We start from the raw sequence: 19,463 nt of genomic DNA, 5'->3' as shown, positions 1-19,463 counted from the left end.
GCTATAACTTAGCCGGTATAACTTCTCATCGCGAAACCATTACCTCAAGTGGTTGTGTTGCTGGTCACCTCCTGGTCGGCGGCGCGGGCCGGGTCACTGATCGGCTGCCCCCATGCGGGCATTTCGAACTGGTCGAGGCAGCGCTCGATGAATGCAAGCGCCTGGTCGTGTCCGCGCGTAATGCCGAGACCCTGCTCGTGGATCACCATGCGGGACAGCCCGCCCATGATCATCGACATGACCACCGGCGGGAACTGCTCGAGGTCGATGCCACGGGCCTTCATGGCCAGCGTCACGACTCCCTCTTCAAGGTCGCGGAAGCGCATTGCGTAGGCCGAGATCTCGCTTCGGATGGCCTTGCGATGGTTGGCCATCGCCAAGAACTCGGTGAACAACTGGGCGTCGGTCGCGCTGTTCAGCAGCCACAGCGCGTGCAGCGGTCGCACCTCGGCGATCGCCTCGCGCTGATGTTCCAGATTGCTCTCTGCCTTGTCGCGCAGCACCGCGACGAACAGGTCGTCCATGCTTGGGAAGTAGTAGTGCACCAACGCCGGCTTGACGCCTGCCTTGGCGGCGACGCGTCGTGACGTCGCTGCTGCATAGCCCTCTTCGAGCATGATTTGGGCAGTTGCCTCGATCAGTGCCTCGCGCGTCGCCTCCCGGCCAACTCGTGGCCGCTTGTCAGCGGGGCGCCTGATCATGAAGGCAGACTAACGGTTGGGCGACCGCCCAACAACCGCTACAGGTTTTCGGGCGCGGCGGGCGGCAGTAGCGACTCGAGCCGTCCGAGCGCATCGTCGAGTGCCGCCGCGCGTGGCACGCCGCCTGCGAGCGTTCGGCCGACCGCGCAGCCGATCACAAACGTCGAGAGCGGGGTCATCTTGCGTTCGACGCGGTGTGCGACGTCGCCGGCCGCGTCAAGCAGGCGGGTCATCTCGGCGGACGTCAGTGGTGCCTCACCGAGGCTGCGGGCAAGCTCGTCGATCCAGTTGTCCATGTTGTCTGCCTACTCCTCTTTCGAACTAGCTATTTTTGCTAAGATACGAACTTGTGAACTGGACACCACTTCCCGTTCCGTGGGCAGTCCAGGCTGTGGACCGGATACCCAAGCAGCGCTACTACGACGAAGAGTTCTACGCGCTCGAGGCCGAACTGTTTTGGCCGCGGGTGTGGCAGATGGCCTGCCGACTCGAGGAAATTCCGGCACGCGGCGACTTCGTCGAGTACGAGATCCTCGACCAGTCGGTGATCGTCGTGCGGGTGGACGACGACAACATCCGCGCCTTCTACAACTCATGTCGCCATCGCGGGATGAAGATCGTCGAGGGCTGCGGGTCTCGCCGCAGCTTCGTCTGCCCGTTTCACGGGTGGTGCTGGGGCCTCGACGGCGCCAACACGTTTGTGTTGCGCCCCGAGATCTTCGACGAGAAGAACCTCGACGCCGAGGATCTGAGCCTCGTTCCCGTCCGGGTTGAGCTGTGGGGTGGTTGCGCCTGGATCAATCTCGACGACACCGCGCCCCCGTTGCGCGAGTGCCTCGAGCCGTTCGCGTCCAGGCACGACGAATGGAAGGTGGGCGCACTGCGCACCGAGTGGTGGAAATCCTGCCTGCTGCCCGTCAATTGGAAACTGGCGGCCGAGGCCTTCATGGAGGGCTACCACGTCCCGCAGACACACCCGCAACTGCTGCCCTCGTCGCACAGCCCGGACACGTCATCCGTGCATCCCCTCATCGAGATGAGCCTGCACTTCATGCGCACCCTCGGCTCGGGTATGGGCGGCATGACGCACGAGAATGACGTCCGCATCGCCGAAGGGCTGCAACACATGTCGCTGCCCGACGATCCGGCGGAGGCGATGGCCGCGTGGCGTGGTGCGGTGAACGACGCGGTGACGAAATGGCACCGCGCCCGCGACTGCGATTTCCCGGACCTGAACGATCTGGACCGCCGCGGCGTTATCGACCCGATCGGCTTCTGCTTCCCGCACTACTTTCTGCTGCCGCAGTACAGCAGCGCATCTTCGTATCGAATCCGACCGCTCGGGCCAGAACAGACGCTCTTCGAAATCTGGTCGCTCACCCGCTATCCCGGCGACCGCTCACCCGGTAGGCCCACGCCGCCCGAACCGCTGGCACCCGACGACCCGAGTTGGCCGACCATCCCGGCGCAGGACTTCTCCAATCTGCCTAGGCAACAGAAAGGCTTGCACGCCAAGGGGTTCGACTTCATGCGGTTGTCGACGCAAGTCGAAGGGCTGATCTCGAACTTCGAGCGCGTGATCGACGGCTTTCTGGCAGGTGTGCCGTACGAGCGGCTGGTCGGAGCGATTCAGAAAACGAACACCACGATCGACGTCCCCGTCGCCGACCTCGAGCTGTCCGAAAGAGTCCAAGCATGACGAAGTGGGACAAGTCCGTCGACCTTCTCATCGCGGGAAGCGGCGGCGGGGGCATGGCTGCTGCGCTCGCCGCGCTGGACTCCGGAATCGAACCGCTCATCGTCGAGAAGCAAGCCCTCATCGGCGGCGCGACGGGGATGTCCGGCGGCATGCTGTGGCTGCCGAACAATCCGCTGATGCAGGCGGAGGGCGTCCCCGATTCTCACGAAGACGGATTGGCGTACTTCGACGACGTCGTCGGCGATATCGGTGAAGCGTCGTCGGTTGCGCGCCGCGAGATGTTCCTGACCGCCGGCAACGAGATGATCGACTTCCTCACCCGCAAGGGTGTTCGCCTGGTCCGATGCCCGGGCTACAGCGACTACTACCCGAATCACAAGGGCGGCAACACGGCCGGACGATCCATCGAGGGGATCCCGTACGACGCGGCCGCACTGGGGGACTGGAGCGAGAAGCTTCAGACGATGGACAAGAATTGGAACCGCGGCTTCGTGGTGAAAACCAGCGAACTGGTGGTCGTCGGATACTTCAACCGCTCGCCGCGAGCATTCGCGTTGGCCCTGAAGGTGTTGCTGCGTACCCAAGCCGCCCGGCTTCGTCGCCGCAAGGTCCTCACCAACGGGGCCTCGGTCATCGGGCAGATGCTCGAGGTACTGATGGGCCTCGCCGGTGGCCAGCCGCCGGTCTGGACGAACACCGCGATGGACGATCTGATCGTCGAGGACGGCCGTGTCGTCGGCGCCAGGGTCACTCGCGATGGCGCCTCGCTGAATATCGAAGCGCGCAAAGGGGTCCTGCTCGCAGCGGGAGGCTTCAGCCGCAACGCGGAAATGCGCCGTCGGTACAGCGGCGATCAGCCCAACGAAGCGAAATGGTCGCTTGCCAACCCCGGCGACACCGGTGAAGTGCTGCAGACCGCGATGCAACTCGGAGCGAAGACCGACTTACTGGATGAGGCCTGGTGGCTCCCATCGGTTTTCGTCGCCGATCCCCGTGCACGCGTCGTCGGTCAGGCTCGGCAACGACCGGGGGCGATCTATGTCGACGGGACTGGCAAGCGGTTCTGCAACGAGTCCAATTCCTATGTCGAGGTCGGCAAGGCCATGTACGCCAACAAGGCCGTGCCGTGCTGGCAGATCTTCGACGAGGGTTATGTGCGTCGCTACGTCTCCGGTGCGAACCCGTTCCAGAAGCGGCGACTGCCGGAGGAGGTGATCGAGACGGGCGCCATCATGCGGTCTGACTCGATCGCCGACCTGGCACGTCAGATCGATCTTCCTGCCGACACATTGGAGCAGACGGTCAAGCGTTTCAACGAGTTCGCCGCCAAGGGCCTCGACCCGGACTTCGGGCGCGGCCAGTCGGCGTACAACATCTGCCTCGGCGATCCGGGCCACAAACCCAATGCCGCATTGGGGCCGATCGATCGTGCCCCGTACTACGCCACACGGGTGTTCCCCGCCGATGTCGGCACCTGCGGGGGAGTGATAACCAACGAATACGCACAGGTGCTCAACGAGAACGACCAAGTCATCGACGGCCTCTACGCAACCGGCAACATCACCGCGACGGTGATGGGCCGCACTTACCTCGGCGCCGGCGGCAGCATCGCCCACACCATGGTGTTCGGCTACGTCGCCGCCCGCCACGCGGCCGGTGGGGCTTTGGGCGCGAGCGGGGCAAGTAGCCGCGCGAGCAGACGCAAAAAGCCCTGACACGCCGAAGAAATGGGGACTTTTACGTCTGCTCGCCGGAGGCAGTGTCACCCTGACCGACGAAATCCCTTGGCTTCAAGCCGGACTCGATGAGCGCTCGCCTTCGCTCCTGCACATCAGACGCGGCGCCGACCATATTGGTCAGGATGTGGCTGACCTGAAGGTGGACCCGCATCCCCATCAGCTCCCACGCCCGCTTCACGTTGTTCTTCACGGCCATCAGCGTGGTCATCGGGATCTGCCCGATCTTGCGGGCCATCTCCTCGACGGTGTCCTCGAGGTCTTCACGCGCAACCACCTTGTTGAGCAGCCCCCATTCCAGCGCCTCCTGCGCGGAAAGCGTTGGCGCCAACAGCAACCAGTCCATGGTGCGATGCCAGTTCATCATCAACCACGGCTCGATCATCGTGTGCCCGCCGGGCTCGCCGAGGCTTTGCGCCAGCGGCATCTGGAAATACGCATCCTCCGACGCGACACTGAAATCCGTCAGCAGCCCAAGGTAGATGCCGCCTCCCATGCAGTACCCGTGGATCGCCGAGATCGTGATCTTCGGAAACTCCCACAGATACAAGGTCGGCCACAAAAACAGGTCGGCGGTGCCCTTGTACAAATCCTCGAAGGTGTCGCCGAAATCCGGGTACGGATTTTCGTCGGGACCCCACCGCGCCACATGCCCGCCGCAGAAGCCTTTGCCGTTGGCCTTGAGGATGACGACCTTGATGTCCTTGTCGCGGTCGGCCTCGTGCAGGCAGGCGTCGACCTCCTCGACCAGTTTGGCGTCCTTGGTGTTGGCCCGGTCGGGCCGGTTGAGGATGATCCGCGCTATCGGCGGCTCCCGTTCATAGATGACCGATTCGAGCACGCGCTTCGTCATGGGACCTCCTAGAGAATCGCGCCGCTGTCCTTGGCCGCCGAGATGTCATCCCAGTCGAGATCGAGCTCCAACAGGATCTCCTCGGTGTGCTGTCCATGTTCGGGTGCACGCGCCGGACCCGGGGGAGTTTCGTTGAATTGCACTGGAGCCGCGACGATCTGGTACTCGACACCCTTGTCGTCGACATTCGGGATGGTCAGCCCGTTCGGTGCGACCTGAGGATCGTTCAACGTCTCCTTCGGCGTCGCGAGCGGTGCCCATACCCCTGGCTCGTCAGCGAGGGCCGTGCGCCAGTGTTCGAGGTCCTGGCTCGCGATCGCCTCCCCGACCAGTGCACACGCCTGCGCGGCGTTGGCGATCAGATGGCTCGACGGCACGAAGCGTTCGTCGGTGGCGAGTTCCGGCAGGCCGATCCGCTCGCAGAAGCCCGCCCAATACCGATCGGGTTGCAGGAAGACCAACTGAAGCCACCGGTTGTCTTTGGTTTTGTAGCGATTGACGAGCGGGTTGATCGCCAACCCCGGTGGGGCACCGGGTATACCGTCGATGCCGAACAGGTCGGCCACCGAGATCGACGGCGCGATCGACCACATCGCCTGAGCCAGCAGCGACGAGTCGACGACGGAGGGCTCACCGGTCCGTTCTCGATGGAACAGCGCCGCGCAGACGCCGCCCGCGAGCGTGATGCCGCCCTGCAGGTCGCCGAATCCCGGGCCCTGGACAGCCGGGGTCTCGGTGCCGAACGGAGTCATGGTGTAGGACACCCCGCCGCGGGACAGGTATGTAGCGGCGTCGAATCCACCCTTGTTCGCATCGGGGCCGCGCACACCGGTGCCGGTGCCGCGCGCGATGATCAGGTTCGGATTGAACGAGCGAAGGTCCTCAACGGTGAGCCGCGCACGCTCCAGGGGGCCCGGCAGCCAGTTGGTCAGAAACACATCCGCGGTGGCCAGCAGGCGGCCGAGATATTCGCGACCGGTCTCGGTCTTGATGTCGATGCCGATGCTGCGCTTTCCCCGATTGCCGATCTCGAGGATGAAGTCGACGTCGGCGCGCGCGTTCTGGCGAGTGAAGCCGCCAATCACCAGCGCCCTGCCGGGGTCGCCACCCTTGACGTCTTCCACTTTGATGACGTCGGCGCCCCAATCGGCAAGCGCCGCACCGGCGGACGGCACATATGTCCATGACGCCAGTTCGACGACACGCACTCCGCTCAGCACTCCCGTCATTGCTTCACCTTTCCGACAGCTCTGCCCACTTCTTGCAGATATCTATCCGAGCCGCCGGCGAATGCGCTCCAGCCCAGCAGCCGTTTCAGATAGAGGTGCGCGTCGTGCTCCCACGTGTAGCCGATGCCACCGAAGATCTGAATCGCGGTGTCAGCGACGGTGGCCAGTCGCCCGGCGAATGCCTTGGCACGCACTGCGGCCAGGTGGCGTTCGGCGGCCTGCGCGGCGTCGGCCGCCCACAACGCGTGCAGCACGCCGCTGCGTGCGAGTTCGACAGTCTCGTACATGTCGACGCACATGTGTTGGACCGCCTGGAAGCTGCCGATCGGCTGATCGAACTGCCGCCGCACCTTTGCGTATTCGATGGCGAGATTCATCACCGCGGTGGCGGCGCCCAGCGCGTCGGCCGCATAGGCGATCAGCACGTCGTCCGTGTGTCCGTCGATATCATCTGCCGACCCCAGCCACTGCGCAGCGACCCCGGCGAACCGAACGTCGAAATGTTTGCGCGTCGAATCAACGTGCTCCCGCTCGGTCACATCGACGGACTGGGCGTCGACGGCATAGAGTCCGATTCTGTCGCTATCCACGGCGAACACCAGGATGACGTCGGCGGCCCCCGCGTCAGGCAGCGCAGTGATCTCTCCGCGCAGTACGCCGTTTGCGACCACGGGTAACTCCCCGTTGAGGGGCCCCACGGTCGCAATGAGTGAACCATCGGCGATACCAGTCAAGATCGTGGGGGCGTCTGCCCCACTCCGTGTCAGTGCGCGTGTCGCGGCCACCGCACTCGACATCCACGGTCCCGGGTACAGCGCGGCGCCGAGTTCCTCTGCCACGACGCCCGCCTCGAGCATCGTCATACCCGCGCCGCCGAACTCCTGGGGCACCAGCACACCGGTGGCGCCGATGGCCGCCAACCCGTGCCACACCTCATCGGTGGTGCCCCTGGGGTCATCGAGCATCGGTCGCACATGAGTTGGCAGGCTTGCCTTTTCGGCCAGGTAGCTGCGGACGGTGTCGCGCAGCGCCAGCTGTTCGTCGGTGAGTTCGAGGTTCACTTCCGCGGCAGCCCTAGCACCCTCGTCGCGGTGACGCTCTTGTTGATCTGTGTGGTGCCGCCGGCGATGGTCAGTGAGCGCGACGTCAACCGATACTCCGTCCACCGCCGCGGACCGCCGAGCGGGCCGAGCACGTCAAAGGCCAACGCGGCGAGCTCCTGGCCGATCTCTGCCCACACGCTTTTGGCCAGACTCGCCGACCCCAGTGCGTCACCGCCGTGCAGCGTCGCCGAGATCGACCGCTGACACAGCACTTCCAGGTACTTGATCCGCACCGCCACCTCGCCGAGCCGGCGCAGGGTCACACCGTCCTCCATCAGGCCGGCGTCGGTGAGGTCGGCCACCAGGTCCTGCAGCTGCATCTCCAGCTGGGCATAGAGCCGAGCCGCGCCCGCTCGCTCGTGGCTAAGCGTGGTGGTGGCGACCTGCCATCCCGCGTTCAGTGGGCCGAGCAACGCGTCGGTGCGAACCCGGACGTCGGTGAAGAAGATCTCCGCGAAGTCGCTGGCGCCGTTGATCGTGACCAACGGCCGCACCTCGATGCCGGGCAGGGTCATGTCGACGATCAGACACGAGATGCCCTTGTGCTTGGGCACTTCGGGGTCGGTGCGCACATAAAGCTGACACCAGTCGGCACGGTGGCCCAGCGACGTCCAGATCTTCTGGCCGTTGACAACGAAGTGGTCGCCGTCGCGCAGCGCCCGGGTGCGCAGCGAGGCGAGGTCGGAGCCGGCTTCGGGTTCGGACATGCCCTGACACCAGATGTCGTCGGCGCGCACCATGCGGGGGAGCAGCTCGCGTTTCTGTGCATCCGTGCCGTACTGCATGATCGCCGGGGCGATGTTGTTCATCCCGATCACATTGAGCGGCACCGGCGCTCGCGCGTGAATGGTTTCCTCGGCGTAGGCGAGTTGTTCGAGCACGCCTGCACCGCGGCCGCCGTATTCCTGCGGCCACGACACCGCGCCCCAGCCCGCGTCGGCCAGCGTGGCGTCCCATGCGCGCAGGGTTTCGAAGGTGTCCGGATCACGGCCACGCCGACGACCGGCGGCCACCACCTCGTCGGTCAGGTTCGCGGCCAACCACGCGCGCAACTCCTTGCGGAACTGTTCGACCTCCGGCGGGTAAGAAAAGTCCACGGTGTCCTGTCGGGATCGTTTCTTTATAATTTTAGGTAGTATAGCTACTGCAACACGTTACAGTTGGGGTCGCCATATAAGTCTCCGGAATGGTCACTTCAGGGAGGTTCGGTCGTGGGCCGAGTAGCGGGGAAAGTAGCCCTGATCAGCGGAGCCGCTCGCGGCCAAGGACGATCGCACGCTCGATTGCTGGCCGCCGAGGGCGCCGACATCATCGCCGTGGACATCTGCGAAGACATCGAGACCAACGAGTATCCGCTGGCGCGGCCGGAGGACCTGGACGAGACGGCCCGGCTGGTCGAGAAGGAAGGCCAGCGCGCACACACCGAGATCGCCGACGTTCGCGACCGCGCGGCACTGGCGGCGGCGATCGATCGTGGCGTCGCCGAGTTCGGTCAGCTCGACATCGTGGTGGCCAATGCCGGCATCTGCCCGATGACGGCAGGGCTTCCGCCGCAGGCGTTCGTCGACGCGGTCGACGTCGACCTGCTCGGCGTCATGAACCTCATCCATGCCAGCATCAAGCACCTCCACGCGGGTGCGTCGATCATCGCGACGGGGTCCGTTGCCGCGTTCATGGCGACGGCCGTCAACACCGCGGGGATGGACGGCGGACCGGGCGGTGCGGGCTATGCGTTCGCGAAACAGGTTGTCGCACACTATGTCAACGACCTCGCCCGGACGCTGGCGCCCGAGCAGATCCGGGTGAACGCGATTCACCCGACCAACTGCAACACCGACATGTTGCACAGCCCGCCGATGTACAAGGCATTCCGGCCGGATCTGCAGAACCCGACCCGCGAGGAGGCCGAGGTCGTCTTCCCGATGATCCAGGGTTTCCCGATTCCGTACGTCGAGCCCGAGGACATCAGCGAGGCGGTGCTGTTCTTGGCCAGCGACGCCGCGCGGTACGTCACCGGCCAACAACTGCGCGTCGACGCGGGCGGCTTCCTGAAGATCAAGCCGTGGTCAGGGCCGTAGGAAAGGCGCAGGCATGCCAAAGGGAATCATCTACGTCGAGACGATGCCGGCCTCGCCGGACCGGGAAGCCGAGTACCACAAGTGGTACAACGACACGCATTTGGAGCAGATCCTGTCGGTGGACGGGATCGTGTCGGCCCGCCGGTTCGCGCCGACAAGCGGCGACGGGCCGTTCATCGCCATCTATGAGCTTGACTGTGACGACCTGGATGCGGCCGCGAAGCGGATGGGCGAGGTCAACCTGACCGGCCTCGACAACATCGCGATGGACCCCAAGCCGATCCCGCACGTCTACCGCGAGATCGGATCGCTTGGCCCATGACCTACCCCGCAGACGTCCAGCGGCGCATCTACGCGTTGATGGTGTTGATGAAGGCCGCCGACGATCGACTCTCCAAGGGCATCGGCACCGGCGAATTCATGTGCGTGTACTGGCCGTCGCGCGGCCAGGAGGCCGTTGCCGCGGCGATGGGTGTGTCGCTGCGTGACGACGACCAGTTGGTGACGACGTATCGCGGGCTACACGACCTGATTGGCAAAGGCGTTCCGCTGGAAGAGATTTACGGCGAGATGATGGGCCGCGTCGTCGGCGCGAGCCGCGGTAAGGGCGGCACCATGCACATCGCGAACCCCGACAAAGGCGTGATGCTCTCGACAGGAATCGTCGGGGCCGGACCGCCGGTGGGCGTCGGGCTGGCCATGGCGGCCAAGCGAAAGGGGCTCGACCGGGTCACCGTGGTCAGCTTCGGCGACGGAGCCACCAACACCGGCTCCTTTCATGAGGCGGCGAACATGGCCGCGCTGTGGGACCTGCCGGTCGTCTTCGTCTGCCAGAACAACCAGTACGCCGAGATGACGCCGACCACCGACACGATGAAGCTCGAAAGAGTCGCGGACCGGGCGGCCGGCTACGGCGTGCCGGGTGTCCGCGTCGACGGCAACGACCCGCTTGCCGTCGCGACAGTGCTGGACGAAGCGCTGAGCCGGGCCCGCCGCGGCGCGGGCCCCACCTTCATCGAATGCGTGACGTTCCGCTTCCGTGGCCACTATTTCGGTGACCGGACGCCGTATATCCCGAAGGAGCAACTGGAGGCGGCGATGGCAGCTGACCCGGTGCCGCGCTTCCGCCGGCTGCTGATCGACGACGGCGTCTGCAGCGACGAGGAGCTGAGCCGGATCGACGAGGGCGCACTCACCAAGGTCGAGATGGCGCTGAAGACCGTCATGGCCGCCGATGCCCCTTCGATCGACGAGCTGGATCGAGACGTGTACGCGACCCCGATCTCCTACCCGGTGTGAGGACGACGCGCATGGACGAGAAGGAAATGACGATGCGCGAGGCGCTGAACTTCGCGCTCGATGCGGCGTTGGCGGCCGACGAGCGGGTGTTTCTGCTCGGCGAGGACATCGCCGACCCCGGCGCGTCCGGTCCGACTGCGGGTCTTTCGACGAAATACGGGCACGACCGGGTCCTGGACACCCCGATTTCCGAGGCCGCGATTCTCGGTGCGGCGGTCGGCGCCGCGATCGACGGCCTACGTCCCGTCGCCGAGATCATGATCATGGACTTCATCGGCATCGCGGCGGATCAACTGATCAACAACGCCGCCAAGCTGCGGTTCATGACCGCGGGCAGGACGACTGCGCCGCTCACCGTCCGGACCCAGGTCTACGGCGGACTGGCCACCGGTGCGACGCACTCGCAGAGCCTCGAGGCGTGGTTCATGCACATTCCCGGGATGAAGGTGATCGTGCCGTCGACGCCGCGCGACGGTAAGGGGCTGCTGACGTCGGCGATCTTCGACGAAGACCCCTGCCTGTTCGTCGAGACCATCCGCTTGCAGGGCCAAAAGGGCATGGTGCCAACCGATCCCGGGTTCTCGATTCCGCTCGGGCAGGCCGACGTCAAGCGGCACGGTTCCGACGTCACGATCATCAGCTACGGGCGCAGCGTGCTCGATTCGTTGGCGGCCGCGAAGGTGTTGGAAGAAGAAGGGGTCAGCGCCGAAGTCGTGGACCTGCGCACGCTGGTGCCGCTCGATGTCGAGACGATGGTCGAGTCGGTGCGCCGCACGCGGCGCGCGGTCGTCGCACATGACGCCGTCCAATTCGCAGGCCCAGGAGCCGAAATCGTAGCGACCCTGCAGTCGGAGTGCTTCAGTGAGCTCGCCGCGCCGATCGAAAGAGTGGCGGCGCGATTCATTCCGACGCCTGCCGCCGCCGCGCTCGAGGCGCAGCTCTACCCGTCGCCTGCCCGCATCGTCGCGGCCGCGCAGCGCACCCTCCAAGAGGCGAGAGTTCGTGGCTGACTTCATCATTCGCATTCCGCGCGTCTCGGTCGCTGTGTCGGAAGCGGAACTCATCGAATTCCTCGTCGCCGACGGCCAGCACGTCGAAGAAGGCGCACCGATCTACGTGATCGCAACGGAGAAGGTGGAGCAGGAAATCGAGGCCGGTGCATCGGGCACCGTCCAATGGACCGGCGAAGTCGGCAACGTGTACGACATCGGCGTCGAAATCGGCGTCATCAAGTCATAGGAGAGGGAATGGATCTCAACGAGACCCGCGAACGGATCATCTTCGAAAAGAACGGTCCGATAGCGACGATCACACTGAACTGGCCGGAGAAGGCCAACGCTCAGGACCAGAAACAGGTCGAGGAGATCGACGACGCTTTGCGGGACGCCGACCGCGACTACGACATCAAGGTTCTCGTGATGAAGGCCAACGGGCCAGGGTTCTGCTCGGGACACGCGATCGGCAACAACGCCGTGGACTACCCAGAGTTCGTCGAGGGCTTCAAGGCGACCGGTATGCCGTGGAAGCCGCAGACCGACTTGTTCGTCAAACCGATCCTCAACCTGTGGGAGTTCTCGAAGCCGACCATCTCACAAATCCACGGCTACTGCGTGGGCGGTGGCACGCACTACGGTCTGGTCACCGACATCGTGATCGCTTCAGAGGATGCCTACTTCTCGTATCCGCCTCTTCAGGGCTTCGGCATGCCGTCGGGCGAATGTTCGATCGAGCCATGGGTTTTCATGAACTGGCGGCGCGCATCCTATTACCTCTATACCGCCGAAACCGTCGACGCGAAAAAGGCACTCGAGTACGGCCTCATCAACGAGGTGGTCAAGCGTGAAGATCTGGACGCGCGGGTGGAGTCGATCGCCCGTCACATCGCGCAGGCGCCACTGACCACACTGCTGGCCACCAAGGCAAACATCAAGCGGGCGTGGGAGATGATGGGCATGCGGGTGCACTGGCAGAGTTCCAATGACCTCGTTGCGCTCGCCTCAGTCAGCAGGGACGTCCAGGAGTTGATCCAGCGGGTGTTCGCCGACAAGATCCTGCCGTCCGAAATGGCCAAGCGCCAGGCGGCGGCATCCACCGACGGCAAGGCGACCTAGGCGCGTCGTGCACATTGCCGACCACGCGATCAGCGCCCCGCAGTCGGTGGCGCTGATCGTCGCGGATGGTCCGACAGTTTCATACGGCGACCTGTATGCGAGGAGTCAGCGGGTCGCGGCCATGCTCCACGACGCGGGGCTGCGGCGCGGCGACGGGGTCGCGCTGGTGCTGCCGAACCGGCCGGAGTTCCTCGAAATCACCTGGGCGTGCCAGCTTTCCGGGCTGTACTACAGCGCGATCAACACCCACTTCACCCCCGACGAGGTGGCGTATGTGATCGAGGACTCCGAGGCCAAGGCGGTGTTCACCGAGGCAGACGGGGAGATACGCATCAGCGTCGGCGGCAGGGTCAGCTCATACGAGGATGCCCTCGCCACAGCGGGCGACCCGCCGCCCATATCGGACGGTTCGGAGATGCTGTATTCGTCGGGCACCACCGGCCGGCCGAAGGCCGTGCGAAGGCCACTGCCGGAGGACGGCAACGGGTCATGGGCGCAAAAGGTGTTGGAGTACACGCTGACTCACCGTTACGGCATGACCCCGTCCAGTGTGTACCTGTCGCCTGCACCGCTGTATCACGCCGCTGGGGTCAACTACACGATGGCGGTGCACCGCGTCGGGGCGGGGGCGCTCATCATGCCGCGGTTCGACGCCGAGGCGGTGCTGCGGCTGATCGAAACCCACCGGGTCACCCATGCGCAGTTCGTACCCACCATGTTCGTGCGGATGCTGAAGCTTCCCGACAAGGTCCGTGAGTCTTACGACGTGTCGAGCCTGCAGTGCGTGATCCATGCGGCGGCGCCGTGCCCGGTGGATGTGAAACACCGGATGATGAAGTGGTTCGGCCCCATCATCCACGAGTACTACGGCGGCACAGAGGGATTCGCCGGCACCACGATCGATCCGCAGGAGTGGCTGGCGCACCCGGGTTCGGTCGGCAAACCCTTCACCGCGGTGCACGTCGTCGGCGAGGACGGATCGGAATGCGCCGTCGGCGAATCGGGGGAGTTGTACTTCGAGGGCGGTCCGGCGTTCGAGTACTTCAAGGATCCGGAGAAGACGGCGTCGGTTGCCAATGAACAGGGTTGGCGGTCGCTCGGGGACATGGGATATGTCGACGAGGACGGCTACCTGTATCTGACCGACCGGTCGACGTTCATGATCGTCTCGGGCGGGGTCAACATATACCCGCAGGAGGCGGAGAACCTTCTGGTGATGCATCCGAAGTTGGTCGACGCGGCGGTGTTCGGGGTGCCCAACGAGGAGTTCGGCGAAGAGGTCAAGGCCGTGGTGCAACCGGCCGCAGGTGTGGTGGCCGGTCCGGAATTGGAGGCCGAACTGATCGCGTACTGCAAGGCACATCTCGCGTCGTACAAGTGCCCTCGCACAGTCGAATTCGACCCCGATCTGCCGCGTGACCCGAACGGCAAACTCTACAAGCGGCGAATCAGGGAGCGCTATTGGGTAGGGCGATCGTCACGGATTCTCTGATACCGCGTGCGTCGTGGTTCGCGCACCCACAGTTCGCCATCACCGGCGGTCGGGCCTTGCGCGGCAAGCTCACGCTTGAGCACCTTGTGCGTCGCGGTGGTCGGCAGATCGGCGGTGATGCGCACGTACCGCGGCCACGCCTTCGGAGACAGGTCCGGCTGCTCGGCCAGAAACGCTTCGAAACCCTCAGGCGTCAAGGAAGATCCGTCGTGCAGCACCAACGCGGCCATGATCTGGTCGCCGACGTTCTCATCGGGCACCGCATACACGGCCACCCGGCTGATGTCGGCCAGCCGTATCAGGATTCGTTCGATCGGGGCGGCCGCGAGGTTTTCGCCGTCGACGCGCATCCAGTCAGCGGTGCGGCCGGCCAGGTAAATCCAACCGTCGGCGTCGCGATACGCCAGATCACCCGACCAGTACATGCCGCCGCGCATGCGTTCGGCCGTCGCGTCCTCGCTGTTGTAATAGCCGGTGAAGAACCCGGCGCCCGACGTGTTGACCAGTTCACCGACCGCTTCGTCGGCGTTGATCAACGCACCATCCGCATCGAAGCGGGCGACCGGGCACTCGGTGAGGGTGTCCGGGTTGTATATCGCGACACCCGGAAAGCCTTTGCCGAGCGAGCCTTTCGGGGTGCCTTCCTCACGGGTGATGATGACGGCGTTCTCGCTGGAGCCGAAGCCGTCCCACACCAGCGTGCCGAATCGGCGGCCGAACTCTTCGATGTCGCGGTCGCTCGCTTCGTTTCCGAACGCGACGCGCAGCGGATTGTCGGCGTCGTCGGGCTGCTCGGGCGTGGCCAGAATGTAGGCCAGCGGCTTGCCGACGTAGTTCATGTAGGTGGCGCCGTAGCGTCTGATGTCGGACAGGAACTGCGACGCGCTGAACTTCGCGGGCGCCATCGCAGCACCGGTCGCGATCGCCACCCCCCAACCCGCAACCAGCGCGTTGGAATGAAACAGCGGCATCGACAGGTAGCACGTGTCGTGGGCGGTGACGTCGAACCTCTGCACCAGGTTCGCCCCGGACATCAGCACCATGAAGTGCGACACCTTCACCGCCTTCGGATCACCGCTGGTGCCGGAGGTGAAGATCAGCATGTAGGGGTCGAGCGCGTCGACCTCGCGGTACGGAGACAACTCGCCTGCGGCGTCGAGCAAGCGCGCCCACTCGTCGCTGGAGGAGTCCAACACCGTGACGTCGTCGAGGTCGACACCGTCCAGCAGCGCCCGATGCTCCGCATCCGTCACGACTATCTGGCAGTCGGAGCGGCGAATGTCGGCGGCCAGCGCGGCTCCGCGTCTGGTGGTGTTGAGCCCGCACAGCACGTACCCACCGAGGCCAGCGGCCGCCATCTGATGGAGGAACTCGGGCGTATTGCCGAGCAGCACGCCGATGTGGACCGGCCTGTCACGGTCGACGAGCGCCAGCAGCGCAGCGGCCCGTGCGGACGCCTCGCTCAGGTGCTCCCGCCACGTCCACTGCCGGTCGCTGTACTTCACCGCAATCGCGTCGGAGGCAGCACGTTCTCGAAGCAATTGCTGGATGGTGTCGCTCGGCACCAGTTAGTTTTAGCAAACAGTCAGTGAGGTGGGATATGCGGATCATCGATGCCGACGGGCATGTCGCGGAGGGGCCATCGCTTGCCATCGAGGCGATGAAGCGCTGGCCCGAACACATCACGCCACGCGAAGACGGCAAGGCCTTGATGATCGAGGGCCGCAACTACCCTGAAGCCGACGGCCCCGGCGCCGGATGTCCGCGCGAGCACGGCTTGTCCACCGCAGACGGCATCGACTACTCGTCGGCGCAGGGCGTGCTCGGCGACGCCGATCGCGATCACATCGACACCATGGTGTTGTATCCCAGCCTGGGGCTGTGCGCACCGAGTCTCGAAGACCCCGAATTCGCAGCAGGATTCGCGCGGCTCTACAACCAGTGGATCGCCGACTACTGTGCCGAGTCCAACGGACGGTTGCGCGGCATCGCGGTCACCCCGATCGAGCACGGTGAGGTGGCTGTCGAGATCATGCGCGAGGCCAAGGACCTCGGCCTGGTTGCCACCCACATCCCGCCCGCACTGAAGACTCGCAACCTCGATCACCCCGATCTCGACCGGTTCTACGCGGCCGCCGAGGAAATGGACATGCCGCTGGGCATTCACGGCGCACCGGGCATGCACCTACCGAAGGTCGGGGTCGACCGCTTCACCAATTACATTCAGGTGCACTGCGTCAGCTTCCCGTTCGACCAGATGACCGCGATGACCGCGATGATCTCCGGCGGGGTGTTCGACCGGCATCCGAGGCTGCGCGTCGCGTTCCTGGAGGCCGGTGTCGGCTGGGTGCCGTTCTTCATCGACCGCCTCCACGAGCACTTCGAAAAACGCGGCGACTGGATCGAGAACGGGTGGAAGCGCGATCCGCAGGAATACCTTCAGGCGGGCAACATCTGGACCACCTGCGAGCCGGAGGAGCCGATCCTGCCGGGCGTCATCGACGTTCTCGGTGACGACTTCATCATGTTCGCCAGCGACTACCCGCACTGGGACGGCGAATGGCCAGAGAGCACCAAGCATTTGCGGTCGCGACCTGACATCAGCGAGCAGACGCGGGAAAAGATCGGCGGCACCAACGCCAAGCGCTTCTACAGCTTGAACTGATGTCGCCGAGCGGCCCACTCGGCCTTAATAGGCCCCTCAGTGGGCTGCCGTTCGCCGAAACTGCAGTTATCGTGCATCGTAGTCGCACTATTTCGCGATAACTGCAATCTCGCGACACGGTGGACGGGTGATGGTCAACTAGTCCAGGCTGAAATCGATGACGCCGCGGATGATTTCGCCGTTCAGCAGATCGCGGTAACCGTCGTTGATGTCGTCGAGTCGATAGCGTCTGGTGATCATCTCGTCGAGCTGCAACTGGCCTGCTTCGTAGAGCCGGGCGAACCGTGCGACGTCGACCCGCGGATTGCACGAGCCGTACACGGTGCCCTTGAGGCTCTTGTTCCACAGGATGAACTCCTGCAGGTTGATCGCGATGGAACTGGTCGTCTGCTTGGTCATCCCGGTCAGCACGCACGTGCCGCCCTTGCGCGTAAGGCTCAGCGCCGCTTGCACGTCCTGCTCTGAAATCAGCGAGGGCGAGACGATGACGGCATCGGCCATCACGCCATAGCTCAGCTCCCGAACCACCGCTGCCGCTTCATCGGTGCTGCCTGCGCTATGAGTAGCGCCGAACCGCAATGCGGACTTCTGTTTGAACTCAACAGGATCGACCGCGACGATGTGCGCGGCGCCGTTGATGCGTGCGCCCTGGATGGCTCCAGTGCCGATGCCACCCACGCCCACGACGACGACGGTGTCGCCGGACCGGACCTCGGCGCGGTTCTCTGCCGAACCGTATCCCGTCGGAACCCCGCACGACAGCAGGGCCATCGGGAGCAACGGCAGGTGCGGATCGATCTTGACGATCGAATCCGTCGACACCACAGTGTGTTTGGAGAACGCGCCGACCTTCGATAGATGGCCGAGCTGACGGCCGTCCGCGGTGTGATGGCGGAACGTGCCGTCGGTCGGCATGCCCGGAATCATCACCTGCGCGCCCATGTCGCAGATGTATTCCATGCCCGAGTTGCACCACCTGCACCGGCCGCACACCGCGACGAACGACGTCACCACGTGATCACCCGGCGCGAACTCCGTCACCCCCTCGCCGATGTCGACAACGACCGCCGAACCTTCGTGACCGCCGATCATCGGGAACATCGAGGGCAGGCCGAACGACTGCATCACCTCGTTGCTCGCGGACATGTCGCCGTTGAGGATGTGCTCATCGGAGTGGCACAATCCGGCAGCCACCATCTCGATCAGCACCTCGCCGGCGCGTGGGGGATCCAGCTCGAATTCCTCGACCGACCACGGGCCGCCCACATCGTGCAGGATCGCGGCGCGACTCTTCATGCGATACGACGGAATGTCACCGGCAGATGCTTCGGCGAGCGGAACGGCATACCGGTGATGTTGGTGTCGTCGTCCTCCAAGAGCTGCAGGTCGGTTACCCGGTCGAACAGGCTCGTCAGCATCGCCTTCGTTTCCACCCGGGCCAAATGCATGCCGAGGCAGCTGTGAATGCCGCCCGCGAACGAAATGTGTGCCCGCCGCGGCCGGTGAATGTCGAACACGTCGGGGTTTTCCCATCGCTTGTCGTCGCGGTTGGCCGCACCCATGCACAGATTGACCTGGGCGCCTTCCGGGATCGTGATGCCGTGCATCTCGACATCGCGGGTGGTGTTGCGGGTCACCAGAACAAGCGGCGTCTCATACCGGATGCCCTCTTCGATCGCAGCCGGAATCAGGTCGCGGTCCTGCTGTACCGCCGCGAGTTGGCCGGGGTGGGTCAGCAGCAGCTGCAGCAGGTTTCCCGACGACCGATAGGTGGTTTCAAGCCCTGCGGGCAACAGCAACCGCAGGAACGAGATGATGGCTTCGTCGGTGAGCTTTTCGCCGTCGATCTCCGCGCCGACGAGGTCGCCGATGACGTCGTCGGTGAGTTTCCGGCGCCTCTGGTCTACCTGTTCCTGGAAGTAGGTACCGAGTTCGACCGACGCGTTGAGGCCGGCCTCGATGTCCTCGGTGATCGAGATCAGTTGCAGCGACAGCCGCCGGAACATCTCCAGGTCCTGCTGCGGCAGGCCCAGCAGCGCCGCGGTCACCCGGGTCGGGAACTCGAATGTGACGGCCTTGACCAAATCGACTTCGCCTTGGTCGAGGAACTCATCGACCAGTTGATCGCAGATCGGGTCAATCACCTCGGGTTCCCACTGCGTCAGTGCGCTCTGCTTGAACGCCTTGCTGACCAGGCTGCGATGGTCGTGGTGCTGCTTGCCCGCCATGCCGAGAATCGTCGGGCCGAAGACGAGCCCGATGGTCTGGTTGTACATCTCCGAGGCGAACACCGTGTCCTCACGGAACGCGGTGAATACGCTCTCGAAGTCAAACAGGGTCCAGTTCTCGGGGTTCTTGAGCTCTTCGGGCATCAGGTCGCTCTCCATGAGCGTGCCTCGCCACACCGGCGCCGTATTGCGCATGTGGTTGAAGAATCCGTAGGGATCGGTCGCAAGATCTGGCGCGCTCTGCGAATCGGTGCTGATCGTCACCAGTG

Annotated in this window: 19 protein-coding genes; 10 read left to right on the top strand and 9 right to left on the bottom strand. The window is 64.6% G+C overall.

Annotated elements, in window-relative coordinates; translation table 11 throughout:
• Positions 1-44 precede the first annotated feature (44 nt).
• The gene (locus J3E61_RS32230; protein WP_210086651.1) at positions 45-701 is read right to left on the bottom strand and encodes a TetR/AcrR family transcriptional regulator; all 657 of its coding nucleotides are present in this window, start codon (positions 699-701) and stop codon (positions 45-47) included.
• Between the two features lie 38 nt (positions 702-739).
• A complete protein-coding gene (locus tag J3E61_RS32225; RefSeq protein ID WP_210086650.1) occupies positions 740-997 on the bottom strand; it encodes a molybdopterin-guanine dinucleotide biosynthesis protein MobA in 258 nt (85 codons plus the stop codon).
• Between the two features lie 53 nt (positions 998-1,050).
• Here J3E61_RS32225 and J3E61_RS32220 point away from each other — a divergent pair, with 53 nt between their 5' ends.
• On the top strand, positions 1,051-2,400 hold the full coding sequence (locus tag J3E61_RS32220; protein ID WP_210086649.1) for an aromatic ring-hydroxylating dioxygenase subunit alpha: 1,350 nt from the start codon (positions 1,051-1,053) through the stop codon (positions 2,398-2,400).
• A complete protein-coding gene (locus J3E61_RS32215) occupies positions 2,397-4,115 on the top strand; it encodes an FAD-binding protein (protein WP_210086648.1) in 1,719 nt (572 codons plus the stop codon). Before J3E61_RS32220 ends, J3E61_RS32215 begins: the two co-directional genes overlap by 4 nt.
• Positions 4,116-4,137: 22 nt before the next feature.
• Here J3E61_RS32215 and J3E61_RS32210 read toward each other — a convergent pair whose 3' ends face one another.
• Genes J3E61_RS32210 through J3E61_RS32195 form a run of 4 tightly spaced genes read right to left on the bottom strand, consistent with a single transcriptional unit; the run spans position 4,138 to position 8,418 of the window.
• Positions 4,138-4,989, bottom strand: a complete 852-nt coding sequence (locus tag J3E61_RS32210; protein WP_210086647.1) for an enoyl-CoA hydratase/isomerase family protein — start codon at positions 4,987-4,989, stop codon at positions 4,138-4,140.
• Between the two features lie 8 nt (positions 4,990-4,997).
• Positions 4,998-6,218: a CoA transferase gene (locus tag J3E61_RS32205; RefSeq protein ID WP_210086646.1), complete on the bottom strand. Its 1,221-nt coding sequence runs from the start codon at positions 6,216-6,218 to the stop codon at positions 4,998-5,000.
• On the bottom strand, positions 6,215-7,279 hold the full coding sequence (locus tag J3E61_RS32200) for an acyl-CoA/acyl-ACP dehydrogenase (RefSeq protein WP_210086645.1): 1,065 nt from the start codon (positions 7,277-7,279) through the stop codon (positions 6,215-6,217). Before J3E61_RS32200 ends, J3E61_RS32205 begins: the two co-directional genes overlap by 4 nt.
• Positions 7,276-8,418 (bottom strand): acyl-CoA dehydrogenase family protein, encoded by a 1,143-nt coding sequence (locus J3E61_RS32195; RefSeq protein ID WP_192722550.1) that lies wholly within the window; start codon positions 8,416-8,418, stop codon positions 7,276-7,278. The genes J3E61_RS32200 and J3E61_RS32195 overlap by 4 nt, the downstream gene beginning before the upstream one ends.
• Positions 8,419-8,532: 114 nt before the next feature.
• Here J3E61_RS32195 and J3E61_RS32190 point away from each other — a divergent pair, with 114 nt between their 5' ends.
• From J3E61_RS32190 to J3E61_RS32160, 7 genes are read left to right on the top strand one after another with little or no spacing between them, the layout of a single operon-like run.
• Positions 8,533-9,399 carry a mycofactocin-coupled SDR family oxidoreductase gene (locus tag J3E61_RS32190; protein WP_192722551.1) on the top strand — a complete coding sequence of 289 codons (867 nt, stop codon included), beginning with the start codon at positions 8,533-8,535 and terminating at the stop codon, positions 9,397-9,399.
• A gap of 13 nt (positions 9,400-9,412) precedes the next feature.
• A complete protein-coding gene (locus J3E61_RS32185) occupies positions 9,413-9,721 on the top strand; it encodes a hypothetical protein (RefSeq protein ID WP_210086644.1) in 309 nt (102 codons plus the stop codon).
• On the top strand, positions 9,718-10,698 hold the full coding sequence (locus tag J3E61_RS32180; protein WP_210086643.1) for a thiamine pyrophosphate-dependent dehydrogenase E1 component subunit alpha: 981 nt from the start codon (positions 9,718-9,720) through the stop codon (positions 10,696-10,698). Before J3E61_RS32185 ends, J3E61_RS32180 begins: the two co-directional genes overlap by 4 nt.
• An 11-nt stretch (positions 10,699-10,709) precedes the next feature.
• Entirely contained in the window at positions 10,710-11,708 is a 999-nt protein-coding gene (locus tag J3E61_RS32175) for an alpha-ketoacid dehydrogenase subunit beta (RefSeq protein ID WP_210086642.1), read from the top strand.
• Positions 11,701-11,937, top strand: a complete 237-nt coding sequence (locus J3E61_RS32170; RefSeq protein WP_192722555.1) for a dihydrolipoamide acyltransferase — start codon at positions 11,701-11,703, stop codon at positions 11,935-11,937. The genes J3E61_RS32175 and J3E61_RS32170 overlap by 8 nt, the downstream gene beginning before the upstream one ends.
• Positions 11,938-11,945: 8 nt before the next feature.
• Positions 11,946-12,809 carry an enoyl-CoA hydratase/isomerase family protein gene (locus tag J3E61_RS32165; RefSeq protein WP_192722556.1) on the top strand — a complete coding sequence of 288 codons (864 nt, stop codon included), beginning with the start codon at positions 11,946-11,948 and terminating at the stop codon, positions 12,807-12,809.
• Positions 12,810-12,816: 7 nt separating this feature from the next.
• On the top strand, positions 12,817-14,301 hold the full coding sequence (locus J3E61_RS32160) for an acyl-CoA synthetase (protein ID WP_210086641.1): 1,485 nt from the start codon (positions 12,817-12,819) through the stop codon (positions 14,299-14,301).
• Here the strand turns inward: J3E61_RS32160 and fadD1 are convergent.
• Positions 14,268-15,866, bottom strand: a complete 1,599-nt coding sequence (gene fadD1 / locus J3E61_RS32155; RefSeq protein WP_210086640.1) for a fatty-acid--CoA ligase FadD1 — start codon at positions 15,864-15,866, stop codon at positions 14,268-14,270. The two genes, J3E61_RS32160 and fadD1, sit on opposite strands and share 34 nt — an antisense overlap.
• Positions 15,867-15,901: 35 nt before the next feature.
• Here fadD1 and J3E61_RS32150 point away from each other — a divergent pair, with 35 nt between their 5' ends.
• Positions 15,902-16,966 carry an amidohydrolase gene (locus tag J3E61_RS32150; RefSeq protein WP_210086639.1) on the top strand — a complete coding sequence of 355 codons (1,065 nt, stop codon included), beginning with the start codon at positions 15,902-15,904 and terminating at the stop codon, positions 16,964-16,966.
• Positions 16,967-17,104: 138 nt separating this feature from the next.
• Here the strand turns inward: J3E61_RS32150 and J3E61_RS32145 are convergent, their stop codons facing one another.
• Entirely contained in the window at positions 17,105-18,262 is a 1,158-nt protein-coding gene (locus J3E61_RS32145; RefSeq protein WP_210086638.1) for a Zn-dependent alcohol dehydrogenase, read from the bottom strand.
• Positions 18,259-19,458, bottom strand: coding sequence for a cytochrome P450 (locus J3E61_RS32140; RefSeq protein WP_192723835.1), 1,200 nt, complete (start codon positions 19,456-19,458; stop codon positions 18,259-18,261). The genes J3E61_RS32145 and J3E61_RS32140 overlap by 4 nt, the downstream gene beginning before the upstream one ends.
• Positions 19,459-19,463: the final 5 nt, after the last annotated feature.

It is taken from the genome of Mycobacterium sp. OAE908, assembly GCF_017872775.1.
GTDB lineage: Bacteria > Actinomycetota > Actinomycetes > Mycobacteriales > Mycobacteriaceae > Mycobacterium.
Note: the sequence above shows the minus strand (reverse complement) of the source record. Positions and strands in the feature narration are given on the sequence as shown.

Bases quoted from the DNA above. Each gene is read 5' to 3' on its own strand.
- J3E61_RS32230 (WP_210086651.1), bottom strand. From the start codon at position 701: ATGATCAGGCGCCCCGCTGACAAGCGGCCACGAGTTGGCCGGGAGGCG.
- J3E61_RS32225 (WP_210086650.1), bottom strand. From the start codon at position 997: ATGGACAACTGGATCGACGAGCTTGCCCGCAGCCTCGGTGAGGCACCA.
- J3E61_RS32215 (WP_210086648.1), top strand. From the start codon at position 2,397: ATGACGAAGTGGGACAAGTCCGTCGACCTTCTCATCGCGGGAAGCGGC.
- J3E61_RS32210 (WP_210086647.1), bottom strand. From the start codon at position 4,989: ATGACGAAGCGCGTGCTCGAATCGGTCATCTATGAACGGGAGCCGCCG.
- J3E61_RS32205 (WP_210086646.1), bottom strand. From the start codon at position 6,218: ATGACGGGAGTGCTGAGCGGAGTGCGTGTCGTCGAACTGGCGTCATGG.
- J3E61_RS32185 (WP_210086644.1), top strand. From the start codon at position 9,413: ATGCCAAAGGGAATCATCTACGTCGAGACGATGCCGGCCTCGCCGGAC.
- J3E61_RS32180 (WP_210086643.1), top strand. From the start codon at position 9,718: ATGACCTACCCCGCAGACGTCCAGCGGCGCATCTACGCGTTGATGGTG.
- J3E61_RS32175 (WP_210086642.1), top strand. From the start codon at position 10,710: ATGGACGAGAAGGAAATGACGATGCGCGAGGCGCTGAACTTCGCGCTC.
- J3E61_RS32165 (WP_192722556.1), top strand. From the start codon at position 11,946: ATGGATCTCAACGAGACCCGCGAACGGATCATCTTCGAAAAGAACGGT.
- J3E61_RS32150 (WP_210086639.1), top strand. From the start codon at position 15,902: ATGCGGATCATCGATGCCGACGGGCATGTCGCGGAGGGGCCATCGCTT.
- J3E61_RS32145 (WP_210086638.1), bottom strand. From the start codon at position 18,262: ATGAAGAGTCGCGCCGCGATCCTGCACGATGTGGGCGGCCCGTGGTCG.